This window comes from Orenia marismortui DSM 5156 (assembly GCF_000379025.1).
Lineage (GTDB): Bacteria > Bacillota > Halanaerobiia > Halobacteroidales > Halobacteroidaceae > Orenia > Orenia marismortui.
Map to the genome: position 1 here is coordinate 1,266,378 of NZ_KB900617.1, position 23,583 is coordinate 1,289,960.

Annotated in this window: 20 protein-coding genes, 6 tRNA genes and 1 other RNA gene; 2 read left to right on the plus strand and 25 right to left on the minus strand. The window is 32.2% G+C overall.

Annotation, left to right across the window (positions count from 1 at the left end; all coding sequences use genetic code 11):
* Window positions 1-8 precede the first annotated feature (8 nt).
* Window positions 9-1,958, plus strand: a complete 1,950-nt coding sequence (locus tag OREMA_RS0105715; RefSeq protein WP_018248324.1) for a tetratricopeptide repeat protein — start codon at window positions 9-11, stop codon at window positions 1,956-1,958.
* A gap of 38 nt (window positions 1,959-1,996) precedes the next feature.
* On the opposite strand, the gene OREMA_RS0105720 is transcribed toward OREMA_RS0105715, so the two are convergent.
* The 25 genes from OREMA_RS0105720 to OREMA_RS0105835 form a co-directional block, all read right to left on the minus strand.
* Window positions 1,997-2,917: a thiamine pyrophosphate-dependent enzyme gene (locus OREMA_RS0105720; RefSeq protein ID WP_018248325.1), complete on the minus strand. Its 921-nt coding sequence runs from the start codon at window positions 2,915-2,917 to the stop codon at window positions 1,997-1,999.
* 12 nt (window positions 2,918-2,929) lie between these two features.
* On the minus strand, window positions 2,930-4,111 hold the full coding sequence (locus OREMA_RS0105725) for a transketolase C-terminal domain-containing protein (RefSeq protein WP_018248326.1): 1,182 nt from the start codon (window positions 4,109-4,111) through the stop codon (window positions 2,930-2,932).
* A 26-nt stretch (window positions 4,112-4,137) separates the two neighbouring features.
* On the minus strand, window positions 4,138-4,422 hold the full coding sequence (locus tag OREMA_RS0105730) for a 4Fe-4S binding protein (protein ID WP_018248327.1): 285 nt from the start codon (window positions 4,420-4,422) through the stop codon (window positions 4,138-4,140).
* Window positions 4,422-4,994: a 2-oxoacid:acceptor oxidoreductase family protein gene (locus OREMA_RS0105735; RefSeq protein WP_018248328.1), complete on the minus strand. Its 573-nt coding sequence runs from the start codon at window positions 4,992-4,994 to the stop codon at window positions 4,422-4,424. The genes OREMA_RS0105730 and OREMA_RS0105735 overlap by 1 nt, the downstream gene beginning before the upstream one ends.
* A gap of 151 nt (window positions 4,995-5,145) precedes the next feature.
* Window positions 5,146-5,379, minus strand: coding sequence for a DUF2508 family protein (locus OREMA_RS0105740; RefSeq protein ID WP_018248329.1), 234 nt, complete (start codon window positions 5,377-5,379; stop codon window positions 5,146-5,148).
* A 123-nt stretch (window positions 5,380-5,502) separates the two neighbouring features.
* Window positions 5,503-6,099, minus strand: a complete 597-nt coding sequence (recR, locus tag OREMA_RS0105745) for a recombination mediator RecR (RefSeq protein ID WP_018248330.1) — start codon at window positions 6,097-6,099, stop codon at window positions 5,503-5,505.
* A 12-nt stretch (window positions 6,100-6,111) separates the two neighbouring features.
* The gene (locus OREMA_RS0105750; RefSeq protein WP_018248331.1) at window positions 6,112-6,420 is read right to left on the minus strand and encodes a YbaB/EbfC family nucleoid-associated protein; all 309 of its coding nucleotides are present in this window, start codon (window positions 6,418-6,420) and stop codon (window positions 6,112-6,114) included.
* A 40-nt stretch (window positions 6,421-6,460) separates the two neighbouring features.
* On the minus strand, window positions 6,461-8,119 hold the full coding sequence (dnaX, locus tag OREMA_RS0105755) for a DNA polymerase III subunit gamma/tau (RefSeq protein ID WP_018248332.1): 1,659 nt from the start codon (window positions 8,117-8,119) through the stop codon (window positions 6,461-6,463).
* A 43-nt stretch (window positions 8,120-8,162) separates the two neighbouring features.
* Window positions 8,163-8,427, minus strand: an RNA gene (gene ffs, locus OREMA_RS18630) — signal recognition particle sRNA large type.
* A gap of 145 nt (window positions 8,428-8,572) precedes the next feature.
* Window positions 8,573-8,664, minus strand: a tRNA-Ser gene (locus OREMA_RS0105760).
* Window positions 8,665-8,683: 19 nt separating this feature from the next.
* The gene (tadA, locus tag OREMA_RS0105765) at window positions 8,684-9,139 is read right to left on the minus strand and encodes a tRNA adenosine(34) deaminase TadA (RefSeq protein WP_018248333.1); all 456 of its coding nucleotides are present in this window, start codon (window positions 9,137-9,139) and stop codon (window positions 8,684-8,686) included.
* A gap of 20 nt (window positions 9,140-9,159) precedes the next feature.
* Window positions 9,160-9,236, minus strand: a tRNA-Arg gene (locus tag OREMA_RS0105770).
* A gap of 124 nt (window positions 9,237-9,360) precedes the next feature.
* Window positions 9,361-9,454, minus strand: a tRNA-Ser gene (locus OREMA_RS0105775).
* 120 nt (window positions 9,455-9,574) lie between these two features.
* Window positions 9,575-9,666: transfer RNA gene (locus OREMA_RS0105780), tRNA-Ser, on the minus strand.
* 230 nt (window positions 9,667-9,896) lie between these two features.
* Window positions 9,897-10,970 (minus strand): IS30 family transposase, encoded by a 1,074-nt coding sequence (locus OREMA_RS0105785; RefSeq protein ID WP_018248334.1) that lies wholly within the window; start codon window positions 10,968-10,970, stop codon window positions 9,897-9,899.
* 178 nt (window positions 10,971-11,148) lie between these two features.
* The gene (gene nifJ / locus OREMA_RS0105790; protein ID WP_018248335.1) at window positions 11,149-14,742 is read right to left on the minus strand and encodes a pyruvate:ferredoxin (flavodoxin) oxidoreductase; all 3,594 of its coding nucleotides are present in this window, start codon (window positions 14,740-14,742) and stop codon (window positions 11,149-11,151) included.
* 194 nt (window positions 14,743-14,936) lie between these two features.
* Complete coding sequence (locus OREMA_RS0105795) at window positions 14,937-15,584, minus strand: redox-sensing transcriptional repressor Rex (RefSeq protein WP_018248336.1); 648 nt, start codon at window positions 15,582-15,584, stop codon at window positions 14,937-14,939.
* A gap of 18 nt (window positions 15,585-15,602) precedes the next feature.
* Window positions 15,603-17,108, minus strand: a complete 1,506-nt coding sequence (locus tag OREMA_RS0105800; protein WP_018248337.1) for a 4Fe-4S dicluster domain-containing protein — start codon at window positions 17,106-17,108, stop codon at window positions 15,603-15,605.
* 23 nt (window positions 17,109-17,131) lie between these two features.
* On the minus strand, window positions 17,132-17,362 hold the full coding sequence (locus OREMA_RS0105805; protein ID WP_018248338.1) for an NAD(P)H-dependent oxidoreductase subunit E: 231 nt from the start codon (window positions 17,360-17,362) through the stop codon (window positions 17,132-17,134).
* 21 nt (window positions 17,363-17,383) lie between these two features.
* Window positions 17,384-18,532 (minus strand): SpoIIE family protein phosphatase, encoded by a 1,149-nt coding sequence (locus tag OREMA_RS0105810; RefSeq protein WP_018248339.1) that lies wholly within the window; start codon window positions 18,530-18,532, stop codon window positions 17,384-17,386.
* A gap of 1 nt (window position 18,533) precedes the next feature.
* The gene (locus OREMA_RS0105815; protein ID WP_018248340.1) at window positions 18,534-20,231 is read right to left on the minus strand and encodes a [Fe-Fe] hydrogenase large subunit C-terminal domain-containing protein; all 1,698 of its coding nucleotides are present in this window, start codon (window positions 20,229-20,231) and stop codon (window positions 18,534-18,536) included.
* Window positions 20,228-20,479 (minus strand): (2Fe-2S) ferredoxin domain-containing protein, encoded by a 252-nt coding sequence (locus OREMA_RS0105820; protein ID WP_018248341.1) that lies wholly within the window; start codon window positions 20,477-20,479, stop codon window positions 20,228-20,230. Before OREMA_RS0105820 ends, OREMA_RS0105815 begins: the two co-directional genes overlap by 4 nt.
* A 166-nt stretch (window positions 20,480-20,645) precedes the next feature.
* A tRNA-Ser gene (locus OREMA_RS0105825) sits at window positions 20,646-20,739 on the minus strand.
* A 120-nt stretch (window positions 20,740-20,859) separates the two neighbouring features.
* Window positions 20,860-20,951: transfer RNA gene (locus OREMA_RS0105830), tRNA-Ser, on the minus strand.
* Between the two features lie 152 nt (window positions 20,952-21,103).
* Entirely contained in the window at window positions 21,104-22,177 is a 1,074-nt protein-coding gene (locus OREMA_RS0105835; protein ID WP_018248342.1) for an IS30 family transposase, read from the minus strand.
* 242 nt (window positions 22,178-22,419) lie between these two features.
* Between OREMA_RS0105835 and OREMA_RS0105840 the strand changes: the two genes are divergently transcribed.
* Window positions 22,420-23,469, plus strand: coding sequence for an IS30 family transposase (locus OREMA_RS0105840; RefSeq protein ID WP_018247410.1), 1,050 nt, complete (start codon window positions 22,420-22,422; stop codon window positions 23,467-23,469).
* Window positions 23,470-23,583 lie beyond the last annotated feature (114 nt).

Here is a 23,583-nt window from a genome sequence, read left to right on the forward strand (position 1 = left end):
TTTTTAAATTGTTGATAGTTTTAATTTTAGTTATTTTAATAACATTGGGCTGTTCTAATCAAAATTCAACATCTACAAATTCAGAAAGTATTTCCAGTAGTCAAGAGGACAAAAGCACTCAAAAAGTTGTACAGAAGAATATCACTAAGTTAGAAAAATTTAAAGAAGAAGTCATAGAAGCTAAAGGAAATTATGACCAAATATCAGATAAGCTTATTAATACTTATTCTAAACATCCACGATGGGAAATTTCAGGAGAAATAGTCGAAAGAAATAGTGGCCAAATTAGTCTATGGGGAAAAGCAAATTCTGATGATGCAAAATCTAATCACCCTGGCTGGCTAAGAGATGATGGGAATATCTTAATAACTAATCCCAATCAAAATAAAATCTCATATAAGCAATATAAAGGTGGTGTTCACTGGTATATTAAACAAGAATATGGAACTAATGCCTTTGGTGCAAAAGTACCAGTAAATATATATGGTCCTCCTCCTAAAACCATTGTTAAACAAAGAAAAAAGCAAGAACAAGCATTGGAAAAAATACATGATAAATTAAATAATTTAGTTACATATATTGATAAAAAATATAAATCTGAAGTTAATTCCAATACTAAAGACGCTTTAATCTATGAAGAATATGGAAGATTATATCATGACCTATATAAAGATTTAAATAAATACTTGAACAATAATATTTTGGCTGAATATAACTTGATTAATGAAGCACTGAGTAATTATGAGCAGGCATTAAAACTAAATCCTAAAAATGTATCTATATTGTTAATTCTAGCTGATCTAAATAATACTTATTATTCAGATGGAAGAGACTATGCTAAAAAATATTATAGAAAGATTGTAAAGTTAAACCCAGATGCATTATTAGATGAATCATTAAACAGTTTAGTCGAAGCTTATGACGCTGGATTAATTTTAATGGAAGAAGATCTTTATAATAAAGCAGTAGTTTCTTTGAAAAAAGCCAAAAAATACAGTGATCATCCTACCATAAAAATGCAACTCATCTATGCTCTTGATAAACAAATAAAAGAACTTCCTGAAAAAGGAAGCGAAGATAAACTTATATCTTTATCTAATGACATAATAAAAGAATATAGTGCTTTAAGAAAACAAGATGCTTTATCTGATAAAGGATTTAAAAATTTAAGTGAGTTAGCAGAAGATTCCGGGAAATTGAGAATACTAGAAGTAGAAATTTACCATAACTTAGCTTCTTTATATGAAAGCAAAAATGATTTAGATACAGCAATTAATTATCGCAATAAATCAATCTCATTGTGGGATGATATGTTTGAATATGTTGCTACTGGTCTATATGATTTAAATGATAATGCTACTGAACTTTTAAGAAATTCTGTAAATGATTCTATTAAATTAGCTAATATATATAGCAAAAAAAGAAATTGGGAAAATACCATTAAACAATTGACAAGAGCTATTGATATATCACTTAATGCCAGCACTGAAAAATTAGAAATGGATTCTCAAAATCCTTATCTTCATTATTTATTTGGTCGAGTATACTATAAATATAGCCAAAATTTAAGAGGAAATTCAAAAACTGAAGCTATATTACAACAATATGCTTTTGAAGAGATAAAAAAGGCATTAAAAATAGAACCAGATAACAAAATATATAACAATACATTAGGATATATGTATTTGAGTCAGCATACTGAATATGAAAACAGAGATAAAGAACAAGCTAAACTATATCTTAAAAAAGCAATTGCTTCTGATCCAAATTATAAAAAAGCTTATGGCAATTTAGCAAGGGTTATCGATGATAGGAAGAAACAAAGAGAATACAGAAAAATATCAAAAATGACAGGTGGTATTGAAGACATAGATGAAATTTTAACTAAATATGCACCACAAAAAAATAAATTTAATTGTTCTTATACTAGTTTTAGTCCAAAAGAAACAGCAAGGTAACGTTACCTTGCTGTTTCTTTTTTATTAAAACAGATTAATTACATTTCACCACAACGCTCTAAAATTATTTGCCAACGCTGATCAGTGTGTTCTTGGATTTCTTCAATTATATGCTCATTCCCCTTTTTAAATAAGTGCTTAAATCTCCCTTGTTGCCTTAACCACTCATCAACTTCTTTCTTCTTTTTAGGATTATAATTTAATTTCCATTTACCATTCTCTATTTCAAATAATGGCCAAACACAAGTATCTGCTGCTACTTTAGTTAACTCAATAGTCTTCTCGGCTCTACTTCTCCATCCGCGAGGACAAGGAGCTAATACATTTAAAAAAGCAGGTCCATCAACTTCAAAGGCTTTTTGAGCTTTTCTCATCAAATCCTGAGGTTTAAAAGGAGAAGCTTGGGCAACATAAGGAATATTATGAGCAACCATGATATCTGTTAGCTCTTTTCTATATTCTTCTTTCCCTGGTATCACCTTTCCAGCTGGAGAAGTTGTAGTATTAGCACCTCTAGGAGTTGCACTAGAACGTTGAATACCTGTATTCATATACGCTCCATTATCATAACATACATATACCATATTATGTCCACGTTCCATAGCACCAGACAATGATTGAAATCCAATATCATAGGTTCCTCCATCACCACCAAAAGCAATAAAATCATAATCTTTTTCCAGCTTTCCTTGTTTCATCAAAGAACGGTGAGCAGCTTCAACACCACTAATAGTTGCAGCAGCATTTTCAAATGCATTATGAATAAAAGAATCCTTCCACGCACTATATGGATAGATTGAAGAAGAAACCTCTAAACATCCTGTTGCTGCACCTACAACGGCAGGTTTTTTACTTGATCTCATAATTAGATTAGTAACTGTCCCTGCACCACATCCAGAACATAATCTATGACCACCAGTAAACCTCTCACTTGTTTTAGCAGCTTCTTTTAATTTCAATTATAACACCTCCTATTCTCTTACACCATAATAGTTAACTCTATCCTTTACTTCACCAGTCTCTACTATATCTTTTAATGTATGATACATATATTCAATATCTTCTACTTTAGTATCTCTTCCACCTAAACCATAAATATAATTAATAGCTTCTACATCTGCTTTTGCATCATATAAAGCAGATCTAATATCAGCAAATAGTGGTCCTCCTGTAGTAGAAAATGTCTCTGCTCTATCTAAAACCGCAACTGCTTTAAGATCTTTTAATACTTTTGCAATCTCCCGAGCAGGAAATGGTCTAAATAATCTAATCTTTAATAAGCCAGCCTTAATCCCTTGTTCTCTTAAGTTATCAACGGCTGCTTTAGCTGTTCCAGCAGTAGAACCCAATGCTATAGTTGCTATTTCAGCATCATCTAATTTATATGCTTCAAATAAACCATATTCTCTACCAGTTAAATTTTTATATTCTTTAGCAACTCCTAATACAGTATCCTTTACATTCCTCATTGCCACAGATTGCTGTTTCTTATGCTCAAAATAGAAGTCTTGTAAGTCTAAAGGGCCTACAGCTATAGGATTTTCTGGATCTAATAAATGAGTTTTAGGCTTATAATCACCTATAAACTCTTTCACATCATTGTCAGCTAATACTTCTAAACTTTCTACTGCATGACTAATAATAAACCCATCCATATTGACCATAGTAGGCAACATCACATCTTTATGCTCAGAAATTCTAATAGCTTGAATAGTATTATCATAAGCTTCTTGAGAATTTTCTGCAAATAGTTGAATCCAGCTAGAATCACGTGCTCCCATAGCATCACTATGATCACAGTGAATATTAATCGGACCACTTAATGCTCTATTTACTACAGGCATTACAATTGGTAATCTAGTACCAGATGCTATGTATAAGACTTCCCACATTAATGCTAATCCATTAGCAGCTGTTGCTGTCATAGCTCTGGATCCAGCTGCGCTAGCACCTACAGTAGCACTCATTGCACTATGTTCACTTTCTACTGTAACATATTCTGTATCAACTTCTCCATCAGCTACAAATTGAGAAAAAGTTTGAACAATTGCAGTCTGTGGAGTAATTGGATAAGCAGCAACAACATCCGGGTTGATCTGTCGCATAGCCTGAGCAACAGCTTCATTACCAGTTAAAGCAACTTTACTAGACATCTTTCTCCTCCTTTCAAATATTAAAATTATTCTTTTTTCATCTCTATAGCATTTACTGGACACTCATTTGCACAAATTCCACAACCTTTACAATGATCATAGTCAATCTGATCTGATACAACTCCATTTTCAGAAAGAATAGAAACATCTGGACAGAAAGCCCAACATAAATGACAATTAATACATTTCTCTTTATCTAGCACTGGCCTTTTAGTCCTCCAGCCACCAGTTTTATAATTTTTAGCATTCCCAGCATCAAGAATAATCCCACCTTTAGGAATATCCTTATACCCATCACCTGCTTTAACCATTAACTCTTCACCTCCTGATAAGCCCGCTTCATTGAATTTATATTACCTTCAATTACTTCAGGCTTATGAGCAAACTTCTTCTCAAATTCATTCTTCATCTCTGATAAAAACCCCTCAAAGTCTAATAAATCAGTAGCTTTAATCAAAGCTCCTAACATAGGAGTATTAGGAAAAGGAGCTCCTATCTCTTCCGTAGAAATACCATAGGCATCTACAGTATATAATTCACCATTAAATCCTATCTTATCTCTTAATTTAGATGCAGAAATTTCGGTATTAACAATAATCACACCATTATCTGGTACCCCTTCTGTAACATCTACTACATCTAATAATGTAGGGTCTAATACTGATACAATATCAGGCTCTGTTACTTGACAATGAACAGTGATCTCTTTATCACTAATTCTATTATAGGCTAAAACTGGGGCTCCCATTCTTTCAGGTCCATATTCAGGAAAAGCCTGAATATTCTTACCTGTTTTTGCTGCAACTTTGCCCAATAAGATAGATGCTGTCTTTGAACCTTGACCACCTCTACCATGCCAACGAATTTCTATTAAATCTGACATTAATTCTCCTCCTTTCATCTAGAAAAATGAAAAGTAAAAATTTAAATTGAATAATCATTTTTATACTTACCAAATTCTAATTTATATATTAATTAATAGATAAAAATAAATTTAAAGATCTCTCTTTGGGATATAATCAAAAACTAAATCACTAACTATTAGCATGTTCCTTCTTCTTCTTAACCAAATAACTATATCTACTTTCAGCTGCTTCTAATAAATAAATTGCATGATCAATCAAATCAGGATCAGATACAGAATTGAAATATTTTCTAGCTTCTTGCCATTCTTCTCTAGCTTCTTCAATTTGGTAATTTAAATTATCCTCTAATTCTAACTCAGAAGTAGAAAAGTTAAATATTCTCCTAACAACCCCTAAATTCATGATTTTATGAAGATACCCCCTTTTGCAATAAAATATAACCGCTTTATTAGAATAACCAACTACAGCTATAAATATTATTACAAAAAATAAAAAAATCAGTTTAGGTTTTAAAACCTAAACTGACTAAATTTCTCTTCTTCCTTCTAAAGCTTTAGATAATGTTACTTCATCAGCATACTCTAAATCTCCACCCACAGGTAAACCATGTGCTATTCTGGTCACTTTAATGCCTAACGGCTTCAATAGTTTAGATATGTACATTGCTGTAGCTTCACCTTCAACATTAGGATCAGTAGCTAAAATCACTTCAGAAACTTCGTCATCTAATCGAGATAATAATTCTTTAATTTTAATATCCTCTGGACCTACCCCATCAATAGGAGATATAGCACCATGTAAAACATGATACAACCCCTTATACTCCCCAGTTTTCTCCATAGCAATAATATCTTTTACTTCTTCTATTACACAAATTAAGCTTTTATCTCTTTTTAAATCACTACAAATATAACAAGGGTCATTTTGAGTTAAATTATTACATATAGAACAATAGGTTAACTTTTCCTTTATCTCAGAAATAGATTTAGCTAAAACTTTAGCCTCATTCTGATCCATTTCTAGAATATGAAAAGCCAATCTTTGAGCAGTTTTTGGTCCTACCCCTGGTAATTTAGATAGCTGACCAATTAATTGTGATAAAGGTTGAGCATAATACCTCATAGTTCAGTCTCCTTAAAATAATCCTGGAATATTCATACCACCTGTTAATTTACCCATCTCTTTTTGAGTCATATCTTGTACTTTTCTCATAGCTTCATTACTAGCAGCTAAAATTAAATCTTCTAACATTTCTACATCTTCTGGATCTACTGCATCTGGATCAATCTTAATATCAACAATCTCTTGTTTTCCATTAGCTGTTACTGTAACCATTCCACCACCAGCAGACGCTTCCATAGTTTTCTTAGCTAATTCATCTTGCATCTTTGCCATTTGACCTTGCATTTTTTGAACCTGTTTCATCATCTTATTCATATTCATAAATACCATCCTCCTAAAGATAAAATTAATTAAATTCCTATTAATTTAATTCTTTAACTTGAACAACTTCACCATTAAAGATCTCTATAGCCTTTTTTACTAAAGGATGCTCAATAACTTCTTGCTCTTGATTCTTTTTAACTTCTTCATTTTTTATATTTCCGGGAAAAGTACATTTCACCTGCAAACTAACTCCTAAAAACTTTTTTAATACTGTTGAAACAGTGTTTCGTTCCCTTTCAACTGATTCCTTATGGAACTCATGCTTAAATGAAATTAATAATTTACTATTCTCTATTTTGATTGGTTCAGCATCTCTTAATAAAGCTTGCAACCTCATCTTCTTTTGAGATTTTAGATATTCTAATATCTCTTCCCAATTGTCTTTTATATCATTAATCGATATATTATCTGGGGAACTTACTTTCACAGATTTATTCTGTTCTACACTTGAATCACTATTGGAGTTAGTTTGGATTTTATTATTATCTTCTTTATTATTCTTTATATTATCAATTTTATTATTTGACTTTTCAACTACTATATTTCCTTCTTCAATCACTTCTTCTAATCTAACTAATCTATCTAATATATTATCTAATGATTTATCTTCATCAAGTTTAATAATTTTAATAATACCCATCTCTAAAATAATCCGAGGTTGGGTTGTATTCTTTAAATCGTAACTAACATCATTTAATATATTAATCCATTTTAACAACCTATTTATTCTAAGCTTTTCAGCTTGTTTCTTTAAATTTTCTCTAAGTTCATCTGTTACATTTATTAACTTATTAACATCAATACATTCTTTTATTAATAATAAATTTCGAAAATGATTAATCAAATCATTTACAAATTGATTACTACTCTTTCCTTGTTTTACAATATTATTAACGATTCCAAGACCAGCTTCTACATCTCTATCTAAAATAACTTCAGTTAACTCAAATAAAACATCATCACCAACTAATCCTAAAACTTCACCAATATCTGACTCACCAATTTCTTTCCCACTAAAAGAAATAGCTTGGTCTAGAATACTGATAGAGTCTCTCATTCCACCATCTGCATTACGAGCTATAGTTGCTAGAACCTCAGAAGCAGTTTTAACTCCCTCCTGCTCACAAATATATGATAGCCTACTTTTTATATCTTCAATCGATAATCTGCTAAAATCAAATCTTTGACATCTAGATAAGATAGTGGGTAATAGTTTATGAGGCTCTGTTGTAGCCAAAATAAATATCACATAACCTGGCGGCTCTTCCAAAGTTTTAAGTAAGGCATTAAAGGCTTCTGTTGTTAACATATGTACTTCATCAATAATATATACTTTATAATTCCCTTCTGTTGGGGAAAATTTAACTTTCTCTCTCAAATCTCTTATTTCATCAATTCCACGATTAGATGCTGCATCAATTTCAATAACATCAATAGAATTATTATTTGTAATTTTCTTGCAAGACTCACAATTACCACATGGATTAATGGTTGGCCCTTCCTTACAATTTAAAGCTTTAGCTAAAATTTTAGCAGTACTTGTTTTCCCAGTACCTCGTGGTCCACAAAACAGATAAGCGTGAGCTATTCTATCCATTTTGATAGCATTCTGTAAAGTCTTAATAATATTTCTTTGACCAGCAATATCAGAAAACTTCTGTGGACGCCATTTTCTATAAAGTGAGATATAGGCCATTTTATAACCTCCAATAAATTTATATCATAATAATAAGAAAGGACCGCGCATTCATGTTCATCTACCTTTCCCAAGCGTTACTTAAGCAGTTAGCTCGAATTAGGCACCCCTACGGCACACGGAAGACATTTACTTACCGCTGCTTCCTTCCGGACCTGACGGGATTCATAAAGTTCCGTTGCGTAGGACCCAATTGTCAACACCACTTACTTAAGCCAGACCTTACGAAAGATAGACTAAGATGAACTTCAATCCCGCTATAGCGGATTGCGGGTTACAGGGCACCGCTACCACCCCATTTAGCACGGTCACAATTTATATAAAGACTTTTGTCTTTATTACTTTATTTAATTAACAATTACATTTTATCAGAGATAAAATGTAAAGTCAAGATTAAGAAAAATATAGAATTAATCTCCAATAAAGAGAAAATCAACTATCTTTTTATATAAATGGCGGAGAGGGAGGGATTTGAACCCTCGGAGACCGTAAAGCCTCACTCGCTTTCCAGGCGAGCCCCTTAAGCCAGACTCGGACACCTCTCCATGTCTATTAATAAGATAATTAACTATTCCTTAATTTTCTAAAAAACTCTTTCATTATTTGGCTACAATCATTCTCCAAAATTCCCGATTGTACATTTATTTGATGATTAAGCTTATTGCTATTAACTAGATTGAATAGACTTCCAGCAGCTCCAGCTTTAGGATCAGTTGCACCATAGATTAAATTATCAATTCTAGATTGAACCAACGCTCCAGCACACATTGGACAGGGTTCAATTGTAACATATAAACTTGAACCAGTCAAACGCCATCCACCTAAAACTTTAACAGCTTTATGAATAGCTAATATTTCTGCATGAGCCGTTGGGTCTTGCAATTTTTCCTTTAAATTATGGGCTCTAGCTATAATTTTCTTATCCTTAACAATTATAGCACCTATAGGAACTTCATCTTTGGCAAATGCTTTTTTAGCCTCTTTTAAAGCTTCCTTCATATAATATTGATGAGGCTTCATATTAATCACCTAATTTTAAATGGCGCGCCCGGGAGGATTCGAACCTCCGACCTCCTGATTCGTAGTCAGTTACTCTATCCAGCTGAGCTACGGGCGCATGTTATATTAATTAACAATTTATAATGTACAATTTACAATTAAAAAAACTAACCCCTTTAATCATTTAGGTCTTGTTTTTTAATTGTCAATTATCAATTGTACATTGTTAATTGAATTTTTTATGGCGGAGAGAGAGGGATTCGAACCCTCGCTAGAGAAATATTCCCTACTACAGGTTTAGCAAACCCGCCCCTTCAGCCACTTGGGTATCTCTCCATGTTTGGCTACTAGCTTCTGGCTGTTGCCACTGGCTAATAACTCAATTTAATTATCTTAGTTTTAATTTTTTAGCCCTTGCTAATAACTAAAAGCCAATAGCCAGTAGCTAAAAAATAATGGCGGAGGGGGTGGGATTCGAACCCACGGTGCGCGCAAACGCACAACGGTTTTCAAGACCGTCACCATAAACCGGACTCGGACACCCCTCCAAAATTAACACGCTAGTTAATTATATAACAGCAAAATAATGTTGTCAAGCTTTTATTAGAAGTCGCTTGTGTAAGATCAAGCTTTAAACAACTTTTCTTGCGACATCTATTATAGTAACATAAGATATATTTAAAATCAAATTACTTTTTATTCCAATTAGCATATGAGAATTGCAATATAAAATGCACGTTTTTTTGTAAAACACTTATACCCCATATAATATAAACTTTTAAGCTACTTTTAATTTATTTTCAAAAACTTCATTCGAAGTTTTAAAATCAAACATCTTTCTTGGGTAGTTATTCATCCATTGTTGAATATTTTTAACCTCACTCGTACTAATATCTTTAAAACTGCTTCCTTTTGGCAAAAACCTTCTAATCATCTTATTTAAATTTTCATTACTACCTCTTTGCCAAGAACAATAGGCATCAGCATAGTAATGATTAGTTCTTGGTATATTACTTCCTGTAAATGAAGTCTCTATTCCTTCATAATCATAAAATTCCCGCCCGTTGTCTGTTGTTATCGTCTTAAATAACTCTCTAAACCTTCTTACGCCTATTCTTCTTTCAATTCGATCTAATCCATTTATAACTGCTTCTTGAGTCTTATTAGATATTTTTTCTATTATCTCTTTTCGACTATATCTTTCTGTTAAAACTAGTAAGAATGGCTCTCCTTTTCCTTTTTTACCTTCTACTAAGTCCATTTCCCAATGACCTAACTCTGTTCTTTTATTAGCTTCCTCAGATCTATCTGATATCCTTCTGCCATCTTTTCTCCTCTTAGTTGATTCCTTTTCTTGTCTTTTAGTACCNTTAGANTTTTTATAATTACCATAGACTAACTCATCTCTATTTACCATCAAGATACCTTTGTCTATATAATTGTATATTGTTTTCCAATGTAGCTTAATTTCAAATNTTTCATCTTCCTGTATTTGATTAGCAATTACTTCTGGAGACCATTTATCTTGTTTTATTTTTCTTTCTATAAATCTTGCTAACTCATGTTCCTTAGCTATTTTTATCTTAGTTCCTTTAGCTGTAGCATTTTTATCATAGACTTTTTGCGCTATTTCAGCATCATATTCTATTCTTGTCGTATAATCAGAATTTAATAATTTTAATTCACCTTTCTTAAGCTCTCTACTTATTGTTGTTCTATGTTTTCCTAACTCTTTTGCTATCTCCTTATCTTTCTTACCTTGAATATTATATAAATGCTCTATTATTTTCCTATCTTCCAAAGTTAGGTGTTTTCCTTTTTTACTTTTTCTGTTATAATTATTTTGACACATATTTTAATACCTCACTTTATGTTATTTGTGGTTATTTAACATTATATATGAGGCATTTCTATGTGTCACTTTTTATTTTTTGATCTACTTGTGCATTTAATTATACAATGCTCCTTCCAATTAGCATAAAAAAAGAAGCAGTAGAATACTCTACCGCTTCTTAATTTGAAGTATATATTTATTCTTTTGTAGCTGCTACTTCATCTTGAGCAACTTCAGTTTCATTAGTTACTTCATTAGAATAATCCATTGCAGCATAACGTTGATACATTGCCCAACGACGTTTAGCCGCTTCTTTATTTGCTTGTAGTAATTCTTCAGCTTCCTCAGGATTAATCTTGCTTAATTGAGAATAACGTCTCTCACTCATTAAGAAGTCATGATACTTATCCCATTCAGGATCTTTACAATCAATTTGTAATGGGTTTTTACCTTCTTCTGCTAAAGCAGGATCAAATCTATAAGTTGGCCAATATCCACATTCTGTAGCTAACTTAGCTTGACGATTAGCATTAGTTAATCCACCTTTAACACCATGGTTGATACATGGAGAATAAGCAATTACAAGTGATGGTCCTTCATGAGCCTCTGCTTCTAACATAGCTTTTAATACTTGAGCTTGGCTTGCACCATGAGATACTTGTGCCACATATACATGACCATAAGTCATAGCAATAGCACCTAAATCTTTCTTACTACCAGGCTTACCAGCAGCAGTAAACTTAGCAATAGAACCAGTTTGAGCAGCCTTTGATGACTGACCTCCTGTATTAGAATATACTTGTGTATCTACTACTAAAATATTAATATCTTCATTACTAGCTATTACATGGTCTAATCCGCCATAACCAATATCATAAGCCCATCCATCTCCACCGATCATCCAGTTAGATTGTTTTACGATGAAGTCTTTAACTCCTAAGATTTCCTTAGCAGCTTCACAAGAAGTATTATCTAAAGCCTCAACTAATTTAGCCTTTAAGTCTTTAGTTTCAACTCCACTATTACGATTTTCCATCCATTCTGTAAATAATTCTTGTAATTCAGGCTCTACTTGATCCATAGTCTCAGTCATAATATTTTGAATTCTATCACGAGTAGTTTCAGAAGCAATTCTCATCCCGAATCCAAATTCAGCATTATCCTCAAATAATGAGTTAGCCCAAGCAGGACCTCTACCATCACTATCTTTAGTAAATGGAGTTGCTGGATAAGATCCACCATAGATTGAAGAACATCCAGTTGCATTAGCAATTGTCATTCTGTCTCCAAATAATTGAGAAATTAACTTAACATATGGAGTCTCTCCACAACCAGCACAAGCCCCAGAGAATTCAAATAATGGCTTAGCAAATTGTGAACCTTTTACATTAGTTGTCTTTAATTTATCATCTTTATATGTTACTTCATTGAACATATATTCTGCATATTCTGGTTCACCAGCTGCAATAGAATCTTTAATTGGTACCATTTCAAGAGCTTTATTTCCTCTCATACCTGGACATACATTAGCACAAACTCCACATCCAGTACAATCTAAAGTAGAAACTTGTAGACGATATTGCAATCCATCTAACCCTCTGCCTAATGGCTTCTTAGTTGTCATACCTTCAGGAGCATTAGCTACCTCTTCTTCATCCATTAAGAATGGTCTAATTACTGCATGAGGACATACAAAAGCACATTGGTTACACTGAATACAGTTTTCATCTACCCATTTTGGAACAAAATTAGCAATACCACGTTTTTCATATGCAGCAGTACCATTAATCATTGTACCATCTGCATAATCTTCAAACACTGATACTGGTAATTCATATCCTTTGATAGCATTGATTGGATCTGCAATATTCTTAACAAAGTCTGGACGGCTTTCATCTACTTTAGCAGCTTCTTCTGCTTCTAAGTTAGCCCAAGCTGGATCTACAGTTACTTCTACTAAACCTTCAGCACCCTTGTCAATTGCTTTCCAGTTTAATTCAACTATTTCTTTACCTTTACGTCCATATAACTTGTCAGCATATTCTTTCATTAAATCTTGAGCTCTATCATAAGGCATGATTTGCTCATTTAATTTAAAGAATGCAGATTGCATGATAGTATTAGTACGACGTCCTAATCCAATTTCTTGAGCCAAAGTTACAGCATCAATAATATAGAATTTAGCATTCTTCTCAGCTAATTCCTTTTTAACGCTATTAGGCATCTTCTCTACTATCTCATCAGCACTAGAAACTGTATTTAATAAGAATGTTCCACCTTCTTGTAACCCACTTAACATATCATACTTATCTAAGTACGAATCTGTAGAACAGGATACAAAACTTGGATTAGATACTAAATAAGTAGATCTAACAGGATCTTTACCAAAACGTAAATTAGAACGAGTTACCCCACCTGACTTCTTAGAGTCATATGCAAAGTATCCTTGTGCATATAAGTCAGTATTATCACCAATGATTTTAATTGTGTTCTTATTAGCACCAACAGTACCATCAGAACCTAAACCATAGAATAATGCTTCCGTTACATCATCAGATAATACATTAATATCTTCTCCAACTTCTAATGATAAATTAGTTACATCATCATCAATACCAATTGTGAAATTATCTTTAGCTTCTCCAGCTAAATTATCATATACGGCAATGATTTGAGCAGGATTAGTATCTTTAGAAGATAAACCATAACGTCCACCAATAATTAATGGAGCGTCCTCTTTACCATAAAATACTGATTTAACATCCAAATATAATGGTTCTCCAACAGAACCAGACTCTTTTGTTCTATCTAATACAGCAATTCTTTCAATACTCTCTGGTAAAGCCTTAAAGAAATGTTTAGCACTGAATGGACGATATAAGTGAACAGTTAATAGACCTACTTTACGTCCTTGTGCATTTAAATAGTCAACTGTTTCCTCAATAGCTTCAGTTACTGATCCCATAGCAATAATAACATCAGTTGCATCTTCAGCACCATAATATACAAATGGAGCATATTCACGACCAGTTACTTTAGAAATTTCAGCCATATATTTCGCAGCAATATCAGGAAGTTCTTCATAATATTTATTTTGAACCTCTCTAGTTTGGAAGTATACATCATCATTTTGAGCTGAACCACGAGTTACAGGATGTTCAGGATTTAATGCATTATTACGAAATTCTTGAACAGCCTCTCTATCTAATAAACGATCATATACTTCATAGTCCATCATTTCAACTTTTTGAATTTCATGTGAAGTACGGAATCCATCGAAGAAGTGAACAAAAGGAACTTTACCTTCAATTGCAGCTAAGTGAGCTACTCCACCTAAGTCCATAACTTCTTGTACTGATCCACTTGCTAACATAGCAAAACCAGTTTGACGTGCAGCCATTACATCTTGGTGATCACCAAAAATTGATAAAGCCTGTGCAGCAATTGATCTTGCAGCTACATGTATAACACCTGGTAATAATTCACCAGCTATCTTATACATATTAGGAACCTTTAACAATAATCCCTGTGATGCAGTATATGTAGTAGTCAATGCACCAGCTTGTAAAGAACCATGTACAGTAGCAGCTGCTCCTGCTTCAGATTGCATCTCTACAACATTAACAGGCATACCAAACAAGTTCTTCTTACCTTGAGAAGCCCATAAGTCAACATACTCTGCCATCGGAGATGATGGTGTGATAGGATAAATACCAGCTACTTCAGTAAATGCATAAGATGTATATGCAGCAGCTTGATTTCCATCCATAGTTTTCATTTTCTTTGACATACTTTTTCCACCCCTTTATATATTAAAATATCGGATATATCTTACCAGTTTTAGTATATTACAATTAATAAACCAAGTCAAATATTTGAATTTTCAAAAAACTATCTCATTAGAAGTAATAATTATACAAAAAAGAAAATGACCATTAGGTCATTTTTTTGATATAGTTTGGTCAAATTTAGACATCCTTTACCTTATTTCTTATCATCTTTAACTTTAAAGGAAAGCCTCAGTAACCCTTCTGTTAAATGCTCATTTTCAACTGATACTCCTTTAGGAACCTTTAAATCTACAGGAGCAAAATTCCAAATTCCTTTTACTCCAGCATCAATCATTCTGTCAGCTAATTTTTGGGCTGCCTCTTCAGGAACGGTAATAATAGCAATATTAATGTCATTTTCTCTAATATAACTTTCTATTGTCTCAATATCTCTAACTTTAATACCATTAATCATCATTCCTACAAGTCTTGGATTGATATCAAAAGCAGCAGATAAATAAAAACCTCGCCTTTTAAAATCTGTTGAATTAATTAATGCCTGTCCTAAATTCCCTACTCCTATAAGGACCATGTTACTCTTCTTTTCTATCCCCATCACCTTAGATAATTCATTATAAAGTTTTTCTATATTATAGCCATATCCTTGTTGTCCAAAGTTACCGAAATGGTTTAAATCTTGGCGTAATTGAGGAGCTGAGACCCCTACAATTTGACCAAAATCTTTAGAAGATATCTTTTCTACACCTTTTCTTATTAATTTAGATAAATGCCGATGATATTTTGGTAACCTTTTAATTACAGCAGTAGGTATAACAATTTCTTCTCCTTCTTTGCGAATCATCTATTAAATCCCCCTTTTTTAACGGTGAAATATATGATTGCCTAATTTTTCGATAAGAGTTTGAGCATCATTATTATCTACTGACTGTCTTATATGAGCTTCCTCACCGAATTGATCTACTTGCCTAGTTATCACCTTTGTATTCATCAAAGTAGCTGGACCGCCAACACAACCACCTTTACATCCCATTCCTTCTATAAAGGAATTCTGATATTGTTTAGCTTGACTTAGTCTTAATACTTTCATACATTCTTCAAGCCCTTGAGCCTCAACAGTATTAAATTCTCTAGTCTCATCTATTTTAGCTACTGAACCTTCTACCGCTTTAATTAAACCACCACTTCTAGCAAAAGTTCTTCCTGCATCACTAACACCTTCCATTTCATTATCTTCTTCTATATTAGCTAAGTTAATTCCTGCACCAACAAACATAGATCCTAATTCTTCAAAAGTTAACACCGTATCTATAGAAGTTTCATTTAAAGCTTCATCTTTTTTGGCAATACAAGGACCAATAAATACTACTTTGGCTTCTGGATCTTCCTGATGTAATACTCTAGCTAAAGCAACCATAGGTGACACAGTACTAGAACTATTCTCTAATAACTTAGGAAACTCCTGCTTAATTAAAGTTAAAAATGATGGGCAACAAGAAGTAGTTAAGTAATCTTGCTTATCAGGCACCTTATTTAAAAACTCTTTACTCTCCTCAATAGCTACTATATCTGCACCTAATGCAACCTCTTTTACTTCTTTAAACCCAAGCTTTTTCAATCCTTTTTTAATCTGAGTAGTTTTAATCTTAGGACCAAACTGGCCTACAAAAGCTGGAGCTAAAATAGCAATGACTTCTTCTGTTTTAAGTAAATTAATAGTCTGTAAAATCTCCGACTTATATGTAATAGCTCCAAAAGGACAAGCTTGGATACATGAACCGCAAGAAACACATTTATTATAATCAATTTTAGCTTGTCTATTACTATCAGCCTTTATAGCATCTATACCACAAGCTGTTTCACAAGGTCGACTCATTTTTAAAATAGCATTATAAGAGCATGCTTTTTGGCATAGACCACATTCTATACATTTATTTTGATCAATATATGCTCTGTTCTGTACTATTACAATTGCATCTTTAGGACAAGCATTAATACAACTATGATCTACACAGTTTCGACAAGCATCACTTACTCTATATTTATCTAAAGGACAGCGATCACAAGCAATATCTAAAACACCAATAGTATGCCCCTCTACTGTCTCTAAATTTAAAGCTTCAGTCGCCAAACTTTTTAAGTCCTTGGAATTCCCTTTTGCTGACAAGCCTAAAGCAGATTTAATTCTTTGATTAACAATGGCTCTCTCTTTATGTGCACAACATCTATACCCTAAGCCTTGATCTGGAATCAATTTTTCTGGAAGTTGGTCAATCTTTTCTTCTAAATCATCTTCAAAAGCTAATTTAGATATACTACTAAATACTCTACGTCTAAGTTTAGTAACTTCTGAAACATTCTTACTCATAGTCTACCTCCTTAATTTGCAAACTATAATTTTATTTTAATTAAATCTATCAATTCTTTTGGAGTTGTTGGAGCATATATCTCACCATCAACTTGCACTGCTGGAGCCCCTTTACATTCATCTAGACAACTAACAGCTTCAATTTCTATATCAGCATTTGATTTCTTATTAAATTTATTTACTGCATCTATTAAATTTTGTGCCCCCATCAAATGACATGGAGTACCAATACAAACCTTAACTTTTATGTTCATCTTTAGCCCTCCTTAATAATATCAAAACCATTCTACTATTATTTTTTTACCTTTTTCTTCTAAAGATTTAATTAATCGCTTTATAATTTGTTTCCTAATCGCCATATCCTCAGGTAATTTCAAGCTTTGATGGGCAGAATTAATCTTTTTACCCACTAATATATTAATATTGTCATTTTCTAGTAGTAATTTCGCTAACATAGTAGCTCCATCTTTTTTAACTGGTAAATCTTCTTTACAATTTACACTATTAATCCTTGAAACTGTCTTGTTTAATGTTAATAATCCTTCAGTAACTAAATCTATGCCTTCTAATCTTGAAATAGGTGGAACAGTTGGATCATAATATTTAAGATCAACACTTAAACCTTTCTCTAACTCTCTAGCTACTATTTGAGCTGTAGTACCTCCAGCAACAACTTTGGTACCTGAATGGGATACCAATTTATCTACAACCTCTTTGTCTTTATTATTATCTTGAGGAGGACCAGTAAATAATACTAAACTACGTTCTTCTCTAAACTTAGCAATAACTGCAGTAGTATCATCACCAGGTTTCATACAATAATAGGCACTACATAAATTAATAACTCGTTCAGTAATCTTATTACTGCTCTCATATTCTTTAATAATATCTTTAAGATATTTAGCAATTCCATCCCAACCTAAACCAAAATTAAGCAACCCCCCAATTCCAGCATGAGTTACTCCATCACTTATCAACATTATCATTTCATTATTGTTTAATTGGAAATTAGCCTCTTTTATCTCTTTATCTCCAATCTTTCTTTTATTCATTTTAATTTGGGATATCTTTCCTTTATTATCAATAAAGAAAGAAGAGGGATTATCTATTTCTGCTAAATAAGTCTTTCCATCATTGAAGATTTGTAAAACTGTCAATGTTGAATAGGCTAACTGCCTTTCTTTACATACTGGTAAAGTTTGAGTAATGGTTTCTACTACTTCTTCTATAGGAATTCCTTTCTCTAATAACCTACTAGCAATCTTTGTTGTTAATGTAGATAGAATATTGGCCTTAACTCCACTTCCAAGACCATCAGATAATACTATAATTTTAGAATCTTGCCCTTCTACAATCTCTACATTATCACCACATAACTCTTCATTATATTTAGAAAGATTAGCAACACTAGTTTCTACAAACATGCTACCTTTCCTCCTCTTGCATCAATTGTCTAACTTCATACAAAATAGATTTAGTCTCCGCAGTAGATTCACCTAATAATCCTGCAATTTCCTGGGCTACTTTCATCTGTTTATTAATAACTTGACTAGCCTTATCTAAAGTAGTTTCTTTCATTTTAGCTATCTTTTCTTTATGATTTTCTTGTTCTGTAACATCTGCTATTATTCCAATTACCAGTTCGTAATCTACCAAAGGAAATATGGATTGTTCACATATCAAACTATATTGCTGATATTCTACCCTCTTTTTTGAAATAGCCTTTTTATTAATCCATGCATCTAAAAAATCTTTAGGGTCAATATAACGATACAGTTTATGACCAATTGTAATCTCATTATTTCTATTAAATAATTCATCCGCCTTTGGATTAAACTTTTGAATCTTCATATCTTTATCTACAACTATTATCGCATTAGGAGAAGACTCTACAACTATATCTGCCAAAGACTCCATTTTTCCTTTCATATAAGGAATACACATCTTTAATTCTGCTAAACCATGATAAACAGCAATTGCTTTTTGTCGACAAGTATCATAGCCACAACCACCACAATCAAGCTCATCATCTTTACTAAACTTTCCTATTTGTGATAGAATTAATTTTATTTGGCTTTCTGTTGGAGGAACCTCCTTCACTTTACGATTAGTATAATGACGGTCCGTATCTATATTGATTTGATCTATATCTATTAATCCTTCGTTTTTAATACCTTTTTGAGTGTACCTTATTACACTTTCTTTACGAGAATTTATCCCTTGATCTGAAGTAATACCTGGGCCATTTATACAACCGCCAGAACAGACCATAGCCTCAATAAATTTAGGAGTAATTTCACCCTTTAATAAACTTTCAAAAGCTGTAATACATTCATCTAATCCAGATATTGATAAAGCTTCTGTATTTAATCCCATCTTAATATCTGCTGCTTTTAAAATTCCATTTTGAACAGGAAAAGCTCTAGACCATTCAATATGGCCATTATCAAAATCTTCTTCCGCTAAACTTTTACAATCTATATCCTCAATTTTAAACAAAGCATCTAACTCATCAAAGGTAATAGCTAAGTCAACACTTCCCAAAGAACTTTCCCAATCTATTTCACTAATTTTAGCTATACAAGGTCCTATAAATACTACCTTTGAGTCTTTATATTTATCTTTTAGCATCTTAGCATGAGCTATCATTGGCGATATTGTTGGTGACAAATAAGGAATTAGATCAGGATAATGCTTTTCTATCAAGCTAACTACAGATGGACAACAGGCTGATATAAGTGTTTCATTTCTTTCTTCTAAGAGCTGGTTATATTTTCTGGCTATAATCTCTGCTCCTACACTCGTCTCTTCAACAGCCACAAAACCTAATTCTTTCAAGCCTTTTATCAATTTTCCTGCTGCAAAATCAAAGGCTGCTGGAAATGAAGGAGCTATACTTGCAACTATTTTTTCTTTTTTTAATAAGTTTTTTAATTTTTCTAAATGGTTATTAATTCCTTTAGCATTTTGTGGGCATATCTTTATACAATGTCCACAATTAATACACTTTTCTTTAACAACTTCTGCTTGCCCATTATTAATTTTAATTGCTTTAACAGAGCAATCGCGAACACAACGATAGCAGTCCTTACATTCAGATTGACTTAAAGTAATAATACTCACCTAATTCCTCCTTTTTTTAGTTTATCTTTAAATATACTTTCTATATTCTCTGGAGATATATTAGTAACAATTTCTTGATCAAATTTAACAATAACACCTTCTGTACATCTTCCTTGACAGAAAGAAGCTCCTAATTTAACTTCAGTTTCTAATTCTTCTTCTTTTATTATTCTTTTCAATGTTTGTACAATTTGATAAGCTCCTTTGATATGACAACTACTCCCAACACAAATTGTGATCTCTTCCATCTAAACCTCCTTTTTGTTATTTTTTTAACAATTCTATTTAAAAAAATTTACTTTATATTTTAATATTAACATATTAAATAATTTTCTACAAGCAGTTGATAAATTTATTCTAAAATAAAAAAACATCCTACTATAGGATGATTATTATCAATGTATTTAGTTATAATGGCGGAGAGAGAGGGATTCGAACCCTCGCTAGAGAAATATTCCCTACTACAGGTTTAGCAAACCCGCCCCTTCAGCCACTTGGGTATCTCTCCATGTTTGGCTACTAGCTTCTGGCTCCTTGTCACTAGCTAATAACTTAATTTAATTATCTTAGTTTTAATTTTTTAGCTCTTGCTAATAACTAAAAGCCAATAGCCAGTAGCTAAAAAATATGGCGGAGGGGGTGGGATTCGAACCCACGGTGCGCGCAAACGCACAACGGTTTTCAAGACCGTCACCATAAACCGGACTCGGACACCCCTCCAAAATTTTATGATTCTTTTCTCAACACAAAATTAATTATAAAATATTTTTCATCCTTTGTCAAGAAAGAATTATTAAAAAAGCAAAATGAGAATTGCAATATAAAATGCACGTTTTTTTCTAAAACACTTATACCCCATATAATATAAACTTTTAAGCTACTTTTAATTTATTTTCAAAAACTTCATTCGAAGTTTTAAAATCAAACATCTTTCTTGGGTAGTTATTCATCCATTGTTGAATATTTTTAATCTCACTCGTACTAATATCTTTAAAACTGCTTCCTTTTGGCAAAAACCTTCTAATCATCTTATTTAAATTTTCATTACTACCTCTTTGCCAAGAACAATAGGCATCAGCATAGTAATGATTAGTTCTTGGTATATTACTTCCTGTAAATGAAGTCTCTATTCCTTCATAATCATAAAATTCCCGCCCGTTGTCTGTTGTTATCGTCTTAAATAACTCTCTAAACCTTCTTACACCTATTCTTCTTTCAATTCGATCTAATCCATTTATAACTGCTTCTTGAGTCTTATTAGATATTTTTTCTATTATCTCTTTTCGACTATATCTTTCTGTTAAAACTAGTAAGAATGGCTCTCCTTTTCCTTTTTTACCTTCTACTAAGTCCATTTCCCAATGACCTAACTCTGTTCTTTTATTAGCTTCCTCAGATCTATCTGATATCCTTCTGCCATCTTTTCTCCTCTTAGTTGATTCCTTTTCTTGTCTTTTAGTACCTTTAGACTTTTTATAATTACCATAGACTAACTCATCTCTATTTACCATCAAGATACCTTTGTCTATATAATTGTATATTGTTTTCCAATGTAGCTTAATTTCAAATTTTTCATCTTCCTGTATTTGATTAGCAATTACTTCTGGAGACCATTTATCTTGTTTTATTTTTCTTTCTATAAATCTTGCTAACTCATGTTCCTTAGCTATTTTTATCTTAGTTCCTTTAGCTGTAGCATTTTTATCATAGACTTTTTGCGCTATTTCAGCATCATATTCTATTCTTGTCGTATAATCAGAATTTAATAATTTTAATTCACCTTTCTTAAGCTCTCTACTTATTGTTGTTCTATGTTTTCCTAACTCTTTTGCTATCTCCTTATCTTTCTTACCTTGAATATTATATAAATGCTCTATTATTTTCCTATCTTCCAAAGTTAGGTGTTTTCCTTTTTTACTTTTTCTGTTATAATTATTTTGACACATATTTTAATACCTCACTTTATGTTATTTGTGGTTATTTAACATTATATATGAGGTATTTCTATGTGTCACTTTTTATTTTTTGATCTACTTGTGCATTTAATTATACAATGCTCCTAAAAAAGCAAAAATTAATAAAGCTTCATTGTAAAATCAAATTGAACAAAATAAAAATAGCCATAGGGCACCAAACTGTAATATAATTAAATCACCACAAAGTAACCAATTACAGGAGGGTGCACACTATGACTTACTTAAATGATACACCAAAATCCCGAAAAAATAAACACTTAAATGCTTATGAACGTGGTCAAATTGCATTATTACATTCCGAAGGAATGAATCCAAATGCTATTGCAAAACGTTTAGGTAGAGCTTCTAATACGATTAGAAACGAGCTAAAACGTGGTACAGTTTCTCAAATTAAAGCTAATAAAAAGGTTATGGCTTATTATCCTGACACTGGTCAAAGAGTTTATGAATCTAATCGCAAAAATTGTGGTCCTAAGTTTAAGCTTTTACAATGTGAATACTTTATTGACTATGTTGTGGAACAATTCTACCAAAAAGGACATTCTCTTGATGCTATATGTGGTGCAGCAAAACTTCATAATAAATTTTCAAAGTCAGAAATGGTGTCTACTAAGACGCTGTATAACTATGTTAACGCTGGATTATTGACAATCAAAAACATTGATTTACCCTTAAAGCTTAAACGCTCTTCAAAAACAAATCGTACTAAAAATAATAAAAAGAAGCTTGGTATAAGTATAGATCAACGCCCTGAAAGTATTAATAATCGTAGTGAGTTTGGTCACTGGGAAATTGACACTATGATAGGCAAAAAGACTAAAAATGAATCAGTTTTACTTACTATGACAGAACGTATGACTCGTAAAGAAATTATTCGTAAAATACCTGCCAAGACTGCTCAAGCAGTTCAAGATGCTATTTTAAAGCTCGTTAATGAAGCAGGAGATTGTTTTCCAAAAGTATTTAAAAGCTTCACTTGTGATAATGGCTCTGAGTTTGCTCAAATGTCATTTTTAGAGCAAATTAGTGATACTAAAGTATACTTTGCACATCCATATTCATCATGGGAAAGAGGAACTAATGAGCGTCATAATGGTCTTATAAGACGCTTTATCCCTAAAGGTAATAGTCTAAACCAATTCTCTATTGAATCTATTGCTAGAGTCCAAAACTGGTGCAATACTTTACCAAGAAAAATCTTAGATTACCTAACCCCTGATGAAATATTTGAAGATAAATTAAAACAAATTCTTTATGACTAAATAACCAAATTATTACAGTTTGAAAATGTTCAATTTATTATTGCAATTTAAGAAAAATTAATAAAATATATTTGCTTTTTATTCTTAAAATATAAAGAAAGGGGGCTAGCCCCC

Bases quoted from the DNA above. Each gene is read 5' to 3' on its own strand.
- OREMA_RS0105725 (WP_018248326.1), bottom strand. From the start codon at position 4,111: ATGTCTAGTAAAGTTGCTTTAACTGGTAATGAAGCTGTTGCTCAGGCT.
- OREMA_RS0105730 (WP_018248327.1), bottom strand. From the start codon at position 4,422: ATGGTTAAAGCAGGTGATGGGTATAAGGATATTCCTAAAGGTGGGATT.
- OREMA_RS0105735 (WP_018248328.1), bottom strand. From the start codon at position 4,994: ATGTCAGATTTAATAGAAATTCGTTGGCATGGTAGAGGTGGTCAAGGT.
- OREMA_RS0105740 (WP_018248329.1), bottom strand. From the start codon at position 5,379: ATGAATTTAGGGGTTGTTAGGAGAATATTTAACTTTTCTACTTCTGAG.
- recR (WP_018248330.1), bottom strand. From the start codon at position 6,099: ATGAGGTATTATGCTCAACCTTTATCACAATTAATTGGTCAGCTATCT.
- OREMA_RS0105750 (WP_018248331.1), bottom strand. From the start codon at position 6,420: ATGAATATGAATAAGATGATGAAACAGGTTCAAAAAATGCAAGGTCAA.
- dnaX (WP_018248332.1), bottom strand. From the start codon at position 8,119: ATGGCCTATATCTCACTTTATAGAAAATGGCGTCCACAGAAGTTTTCT.
- tadA (WP_018248333.1), bottom strand. From the start codon at position 9,139: ATGAAGCCTCATCAATATTATATGAAGGAAGCTTTAAAAGAGGCTAAA.
- nifJ (WP_018248335.1), bottom strand. From the start codon at position 14,742: ATGTCAAAGAAAATGAAAACTATGGATGGAAATCAAGCTGCTGCATAT.
- OREMA_RS0105795 (WP_018248336.1), bottom strand. From the start codon at position 15,584: ATGATTCGCAAAGAAGGAGAAGAAATTGTTATACCTACTGCTGTAATT.
- OREMA_RS0105800 (WP_018248337.1), bottom strand. From the start codon at position 17,108: ATGAGTAAGAATGTTTCAGAAGTTACTAAACTTAGACGTAGAGTATTT.
- OREMA_RS0105805 (WP_018248338.1), bottom strand. From the start codon at position 17,362: ATGAACATAAAAGTTAAGGTTTGTATTGGTACTCCATGTCATTTGATG.
- OREMA_RS0105810 (WP_018248339.1), bottom strand. From the start codon at position 18,532: ATGTTTGTAGAAACTAGTGTTGCTAATCTTTCTAAATATAATGAAGAG.
- OREMA_RS0105820 (WP_018248341.1), bottom strand. From the start codon at position 20,479: ATGGAAGAGATCACAATTTGTGTTGGGAGTAGTTGTCATATCAAAGGA.
- OREMA_RS0105835 (WP_018248342.1), bottom strand. From the start codon at position 22,177: ATGTGTCAAAATAATTATAACAGAAAAAGTAAAAAAGGAAAACACCTA.
- OREMA_RS0105840 (WP_018247410.1), top strand. From the start codon at position 22,420: ATGACTTACTTAAATGATACACCAAAATCCCGAAAAAATAAACACTTA.